The 6882-nt window shown below is 63.4% G+C and carries 6 protein-coding genes; all 6 read left to right on the top strand.

Translation table 11 applies throughout. The features are described 5' to 3' along the window. A partial coding sequence (locus ACILRA_RS17605; RefSeq protein WP_395663368.1) for a carbohydrate ABC transporter permease occupies positions 1 to 332 on the top strand: 332 nt, incomplete at its 5' end. After that, complete coding sequence (locus tag ACILRA_RS17600) at positions 332 to 1240, top strand: carbohydrate ABC transporter permease (RefSeq protein ID WP_395663367.1); 909 nt, start codon at positions 332 to 334, stop codon at positions 1238 to 1240. The genes ACILRA_RS17605 and ACILRA_RS17600, both read left to right, overlap by 1 nt. Before the next feature lie 43 nt (positions 1241 to 1283). Then, positions 1284 to 2804 carry an ABC transporter substrate-binding protein gene (locus ACILRA_RS17595; protein ID WP_395663366.1) on the top strand — a complete coding sequence of 507 codons (1521 nt, stop codon included), beginning with the start codon at positions 1284 to 1286 and terminating at the stop codon, positions 2802 to 2804. Positions 2805 to 2870: 66 nt separating this feature from the next. Then, entirely contained in the window at positions 2871 to 4385 is a 1515-nt protein-coding gene (locus ACILRA_RS17590; protein WP_395663365.1) for an FGGY-family carbohydrate kinase, read from the top strand. A gap of 6 nt (positions 4386 to 4391) precedes the next feature. Next, complete coding sequence (locus ACILRA_RS17585) at positions 4392 to 5711, top strand: iron-containing alcohol dehydrogenase (protein WP_395663364.1); 1320 nt, start codon at positions 4392 to 4394, stop codon at positions 5709 to 5711. A 12-nt stretch (positions 5712 to 5723) separates the two neighbouring features. Next, the gene (locus ACILRA_RS17580) at positions 5724 to 6776 is read left to right on the top strand and encodes an ABC transporter ATP-binding protein (protein WP_395663363.1); all 1053 of its coding nucleotides are present in this window, start codon (positions 5724 to 5726) and stop codon (positions 6774 to 6776) included. The last annotated feature ends 106 nt before the right edge of the window (positions 6777 to 6882 follow it).

Raw genomic sequence — 6882 nt, 5'->3', positions numbered from 1 at the left:
GCTCTCTCCCGAAGGAACCGTTCGAGGCCGCGGCAATCGACGGCGCCACCGCCATCCAGGCCTTCTTCAAGCTCACACTGCCGATGATGTCCAAGGTCATCGCCATCGCCGTGCTGATCCGCGGCATCGACCTGTTCCGCGCCTTCGACTACGTGAAGGTGATGACGGACTCAGGCCCCGGCACGGCCACCGAGACGCTCACCTCCTATGCCGGCCGCATCTATTTCGGCAATGCCGACTTCCCCTACGCCTCGACGATTGCCCTGCTGACGCTGGTGATCGTGATCGTCGTGTCCTCGCTCTTCATGAAGGTGTTCAAGGTCAAGCTCTGATGGAAATGTCCCGCCCGCTTCAGCTCCTGCGAGACACAGTTGCCGTCCTGGTGACGGCGATCTTCATGTTCCCCATCTTCTGGTGGGCGCTGACCTCGATCAAGCCGATCTCGGCGGTGTTCGACAAGGACCGCGTCAACTTCTTCGACTTCACGCCCACCTTCATCAACTACGGGGTCACCCTGTTCGGGCAGTCGCGCTCACAGATTGCCATCGACGAGGGTTTGGGCATGGGTGTGGCTGGTGCTGACGCCTATGACTCGCGCATGTCGATCCTCGAATCGGTCATCGTCTCGATCGGCGCCACGGCCATCACCATGGGTGTTGCGGTGTTTGCCGCCTATGCCATCTCGCGCATGGCGTTCCGCGGCCGCGCCAGCTATCTCAACTGGGTTCTTGGTCAGCGCTTCATGCCGCCGATCGCCATCCTGATTCCGCTGGTGTCGATCTACAAGGTCGCGGGCATGCGCGACACCGACAATCTCTACATGGGCTATCTCGGCCTCATGATGATCTATGCGTTGATGAACCTGCCCATCGCGGTCTTGCTCATGAAGTCCTTCTTCGACGATGTGCCGAAGGACGTGGACGAGGCCGCAATGATCGACGGGGCGACGCGCTGGCAGACCTTCCGCAAGGTGGTGCTGCCCATGGTGAAGGGCGGTGTCGCCGCCTCAGCCGTGCTGTGCTTCATCTTCTCGTGGACGGAATTCCTGCTGTCCCTCTTCCTCACGACCGACATCCGCACGGTGCCGGTCAAGATCCAAACATTCGTGACTTCGACGGGCAATGAATGGGGCTTCATCGCGGCGCTGGGAACGGCAGCCATCATCCCCAGCTTCATCTTCATCCTGCTCGTCCAAAAGCATCTGGTGCGCGGCCTCACCCTTGGCTCCCTGAAAGAGTGAACTGCACACGAGAACCTGAGCTCAAACCCATGGGAGGATTTACATGAGCTTTAAAGAGTACGACAAGAAAACCTATATCGCCGACCTGGCAAAGGACTTCGGCGCGCGCCGCATCAGCAAGCGTGATTTCCTGCGCAAGGCCGGCATGATGGGCATCGGCTTCTCCGCCTTCAACACCATGCTTCTGGGCGGCACCCGTCCGTTCCGCGGCAATGGTCTGATCGGCGACGCGGCCTACGCCCAGGACGCCGAAATGAACAAGTGGCTGAAGGATGTCTCGACACCCTTCAAGGGCACCAAGATCCGCTACACCTCGGAAGCAACGCCTCCGACCGTCGTTCTCGACAAGCTGAAGGGCGAGTTCACCGAACTCACCGGCATCGAAGTCGAAATCGAAATCGTGCCGCTCGAGCAGGTGCTCGCCAAGGCAACCCAGGACGTGCAGGGCCAGCTCGGCACCTACGACCTCTACTATCTCGACCAGTCGTGGGTCGCCACCTTCGCGCAGGACACGGTTGATCCCGTCCAGTACTACAAGGACAAGCCGGATCTCGCCATGCCGGGCTTCGACTTCGAGGACTTCTCGAAGCCGCTGGTCGACGGTCTTGCCGTCTATGAAGGCAAGTGGGCCGGCATTCCCTTCGATATCCCGATCATGTGCACCATGTATCGCGCCGATATCCTGGAGAAGCACAAGATCGCTCCGCCCAACACGGTGGACGAGTTCACCGCAGCCGTGAAGATGATCACCGAGGCCGAAAAAGGCAACGGCATGTACGGCACGGGCCTGCAGGCGAAGTCTGGCCACTACTCGCTGAACTGCGACTGGACCCAGATGGTCTGGAACGAAGGCGGCTCCATTTTCGGCGCCGACAAGAAGTTCGCGGGCAACGACGAGGCCGCCGTGCGCGGCGTCCAGCTGTACCAGGAGTGGCTCAAGAACGCCCCGCCGGAGTCCACCAACTCCACGTGGGACGGCCAGTGGCAGATGGGTGCGTCCGGCCAGGTCGCCCTCATCAACTCGTGGGACGAGTTCTTCCCCGGTTGGGACGCAGCTGACTCCAAGGTCCAGGGCCTGTGGCAGATCAAGCGTCCGATCCAGGGCAAGCATGGCCTGCGTGCCGTTGACAAGGCGGGCTTCGGCGAGATTCCGAACTGGGGTCACCAGGGCGGTTCGATCCTCGGCCTGTCCAAGTACTCCAAGAACGTCGATGCAGCCTGGCTGTTCATGCAGTGGGCCTGCTCGAAGGACATCATGGTCCGCTGCACGCTTGGCGGCGGCTTCGCTCCGATGCGCATCTCGTCCTTCGCGGACCCGCGCGTCAAGGAGAAGGAAGTTGTCGGCCCCGGCACCACGCGCCATCTGCCCGTCGTTCTCGAGACCATCAACAACGACATGGCGTCCGAGCCCGACATGCCGCTGTGGGCTGGCTTCTCGAACAACGAGATCCCGGTCAACCTCGGCAAGCTGCTCACCGGCCAGGACTTCGGCGGCGACGCCAAGAAGTGCATGGACACGATCGCCGCGGCGATCGATGCGGCCGTTACGGAAGCAGGTCTCTGATCCAAACCACCAGCGGAGGCGGCGGCAACGCCGCCTCCGTTCCCTCTTTCAAGGTCAGCCATTCCCATGCGCGGCGATCTCGTCATCGGCATCGATTCATCGACCACCTCCACGAAGGCCATCGCCTTCGATGGGCGCGGCCGTGCCGTGGCAGAAGGCCGTGCTGGCGTGCCGCTGTCGAACCCCAAGCCCGGCTGGTTCGAGCAGGACGTCTCCGACTGGACGGGTGCTGCAACAAAAGCGCTGAAGCAACTCACCAAGAAGATCGACGCGAAGCGCGTCGCCGGCATCTCGATCTCCAACCAGCGCGAAAGCTACGCGCAATTTGATTCCAAGGACAAGCCGCTCCGCCCGGGCACACTCTGGCTCGACGAGCGCGCGCACCGCGAGGTGGGCGAGATCGTCACCGAACTCGGCCGTGACCACATCCACGAGATCTCCGGCAAGCCGCCGGATGTGACCCCCTGCCTCTATCGCTGCCGCTGGTTCTCCAAACACATGCCGAAGATGTGGGCGAGAACAGCGAAGACGGCGGAGGTGCATGGCGTCATCACCCATTTCCTCACCGGCCGCTGGGCCACCTCAACGGCCTCCGCCGATCCCATGGGCCTGCTCGACGTCAGCGCCTATGACTGGTCGGACGAACTCCTCAAGGCCGCCGGCCTCACGCGCGAACAGCTGCCATTGCTCTACCGCCCCGGCGAGATCATGGGTGAGGTGAGTACGGCCGCCGCAAAGCTCACCGGCCTCAAGCCCGGCATCCCCGTCATCGCCGGCGGCGGCGACGGGCAATGCGCGGGCACCGGCGCAAACACCTTCCTCCCCGGCCGCGCCTATGTGAACCTCGGCACCGCCACGGTCTCCGGAAGCTTCGGCAAGACCTACGCGGTGGACCGCGTGTTCCGCGGCATGGTGGCCGTCGGCGAGGAGGGCTATTCCTTCGAAACCGCCATCCGCACCGGCAGTTTCCTCGTCAACTGGATGGTGGAACGCCTGTTCAACGTTTCGCCTGCCAAGAACCCAGGGATCTTCAAAGCGCTGGAAGCGGAGGCAAAGGCCTCCCCCGTCGGCGCCAATGGCCTCGTGCTGGTGCCCTATTGGTCGGGCTGCATGACGCCCTATTGGGATTCTGGCGCGCGCGGCGTCATTGCGGGCCTTTCGGGAAATCACAACAGGGGTGATGTCTACCGCGCCCTCCTCGAAGGTGTCGCCCTCGAGCAGGCGATGATGACCAACCAGGTCGCCGCCGCCACCTCCGAGATCACGCATTTCGCCGCCGTGGGCGGTGGTTCCCGCTCCGACCTCTGGTGTCAGATCCTGGCAGATGCCTCCGCACGTGACGTGAAGCGCCTCGAAACAGCGGAAGCCTCCGCCCTCGGGGCCGCCATGGCGGCGGCCAAGGGGGCTGGCTGGTTCACCTCCATCGCGCAAGCATCCGCTGCCATGTCCGGCAAGCCATCCAAGACTTTCCGCCCACGGACGAAGGACAGCGCCCGCTACCAGGAACTGCTGTCGATTTATGCCGAGCTCTGGCCGAAGCTCTCCGACTGGAACCAGAAGCTCGAAGCCTTCCGGAAGTGAGCATCAATGACTGACTGGAATGAACTGATCAGCGACGTCGTGGACGGAAACTGGAGAGACCCCATCTCCGGCAAGCCGGCGATCGTCCCCTTCGAGGTGATCCGCATCGAGGAGGATTTCGAGGGTGGCGAGGCGGACCTGCTGGCGCCCCTGAAGCTCGGCAAGCGCATCGCCGTCGTCTCCGATGTCAACACACATGAGGCCATGGGCCGCCGCGTCGCCAAGCACCTGAAGGCCCTCGGCACGGTGGACGAGCTCGTTCTGCCCGGCCACATCCATTGCGATGAGCCGACGATTGCCATGGTGCAGGAGCAGACGCGCCACGCGGACGCCATCGTCGCCGTAGGCTCGGGTGCGCTCTCCGACACCTGCAAATACGCCACCTTCAAGGATGGCCGGAAATACGCCACCTTCGGCACCGCCGCCTCGATGAATGGCTATGCGGCCTCCACCGCCTCGGTGACCCTCGCCAATGGCTACAAGACATCGCTTCCTGCGCACGCGCCGCGCGGCATCTTCCTCGATCTCAAGGTCTCCGCCGCAGCACCCCACTGGCTCTCCGCTGCGGGCTTAGGGGACTCGCTCTGCCGCCCCACGGCACAGGTCGAATGGTGGGCCTCGCACCGCCTGTTCGGCACCTTCTATTCGAGTGTGCCCTACACGCTGTTCAAGGACGACGAGCCGCGCATGATCGAGAGTGCCGCGGGCCTCAAAACCCATGACATTGCCGCCAATGGTCACCTCCACCGCGTGCTGACCCTGTGCGGCCTGGGCGTCTGCTTCACCGGCGTCTCGCATCACGGCTCCATGGGCGAGCATCAGGTCTCGCACTGGATCGACATGTTCGCGGGCGAGAAGCACCCCGGCACTACGCATGGCCAGCAGGTGGGTGTTGCCTCGCTCGCCATCGCGCGTCTGCATCACCAGCTTTTCGCGCTTGATACTCCGCCGCTCATCAAGGCCACCCACATCGAGGAGCGCGAATTCATCCAGCGCTACGGCGAGGACATCGGCCGCATGTGCTATGCCGAGGCCAAGAAGAAATCCTTCGACCGCGCGGGTGCCGAAGCCTTCAACCGCAAGCTCTCGGAGATGTGGCCCCAGCTCCGCGAAGAGCTCCGCCCCATGCTGATGGACCCCGCGAAGATGAAGGCCACCATCGCCGCAGCCGGCGGCCCCACCACGGCAACCGAGCTCGGGCTTGACCGCAAGGTCTGGCGCGATGCCATGAAATTCGCCCGCGACGTCCGCAACCGCTGGTCCTTCCTGGACTTGGCGGACGATGCCGGCCTCCTCGATGATTTCCTCGCCCGCGACGAACAATAGGACCGTACACAGATGGCATCGGTAACGATCAAGCAAGTCAGGAAGAACTACGGCAACCTCGAAGTCGTGCACGGCATCGATCTCACGATCGAGGACGGCTCCTTCGTGGTGCTCCTGGGCCCGTCGGGCTGCGGCAAGTCCACCCTTCTGCGCATGATCGCAGGTTTGGAAAGCGTCACCGCCGGCGACATCGAGATCGAGGGCAAGCGCGTCAACAACGTGCACCCGAAGGACCGGAACATCGCCATGGTGTTCCAGAACTACGCGCTCTACGCCCACATGAAGGTCAAGGACAATATGAGCTTCTCGCTGCAGCTCGCCAAGCGGCCGCAGTCCGAGATTGATGAGAAGGTGAAGTGGGCGGCCAAGATCCTCAACCTCGAGCCCTATCTGGACCGCTACCCGCGCGAACTCTCTGGCGGCCAGCGCCAGCGCGTCGCCATGGGCCGCGCCATCGTGAGAAACCCGGCCGTCTTCCTGTTCGACGAACCCTTGTCCAACCTCGATGCCAAGCTGCGCGTGCAGATGCGCACCGAGATCAAGGACCTGCATGAGCGCCTCAAGACCACCACCGTCTATGTGACCCATGACCAGATCGAGGCCATGACCATGGCCGACAAGATCGTCATTCTGCGTGACGGCTACATCGAGCAGGAGGGCTCGCCGCTCGAGGTCTATGACAAACCCGCCAATCTCTTCGTCGCTGAATTCATCGGCTCGCCCTCGATGAACCTGCTGAAGGGCGAGGTCGCAGGCGATGGCGTGCGGCTGGCCGAGGGCACCATCCTGCCGCTGCCGCCCGTGCACAATGCAAAGCAGGGCCAGAAGGTGGTCTATGGCATCCGGCCGGAACACCTCACCCTCGCGCCCGGCACCCCCGCCAAGGTCGTGGTGGTGGAGCCGACGGGCCCCGAAATGCATATCTATGCCGATATGGGCGGGCAGGAAGTCTGCGCCATCACGCAGGAGCGCGTGGCGCTGTCGCGTGACCAGGTGATCGAGCTCAAGCCCCGCCTCGACAAGGTCCACCTCTTCGACGCCGAAAGCGGAAAGGCCCTGGCGTGAGCACCGTCACGATCCTGGGTGCGGGTGTCATGGGCTCGGCCATGTGCCTGCCCGCAGCCGACCGCGGCCACGCCGTGCGCCTCACCGGCACTCACCTGGACCGCGA

It is taken from the genome of Aestuariivirga sp. (genome assembly GCF_044239095.1).
Lineage (GTDB): Bacteria > Pseudomonadota > Alphaproteobacteria > Rhizobiales > Aestuariivirgaceae > Aestuariivirga.
Note: the sequence above shows the minus strand (reverse complement) of the source record. Positions and strands in the feature narration are given on the sequence as shown.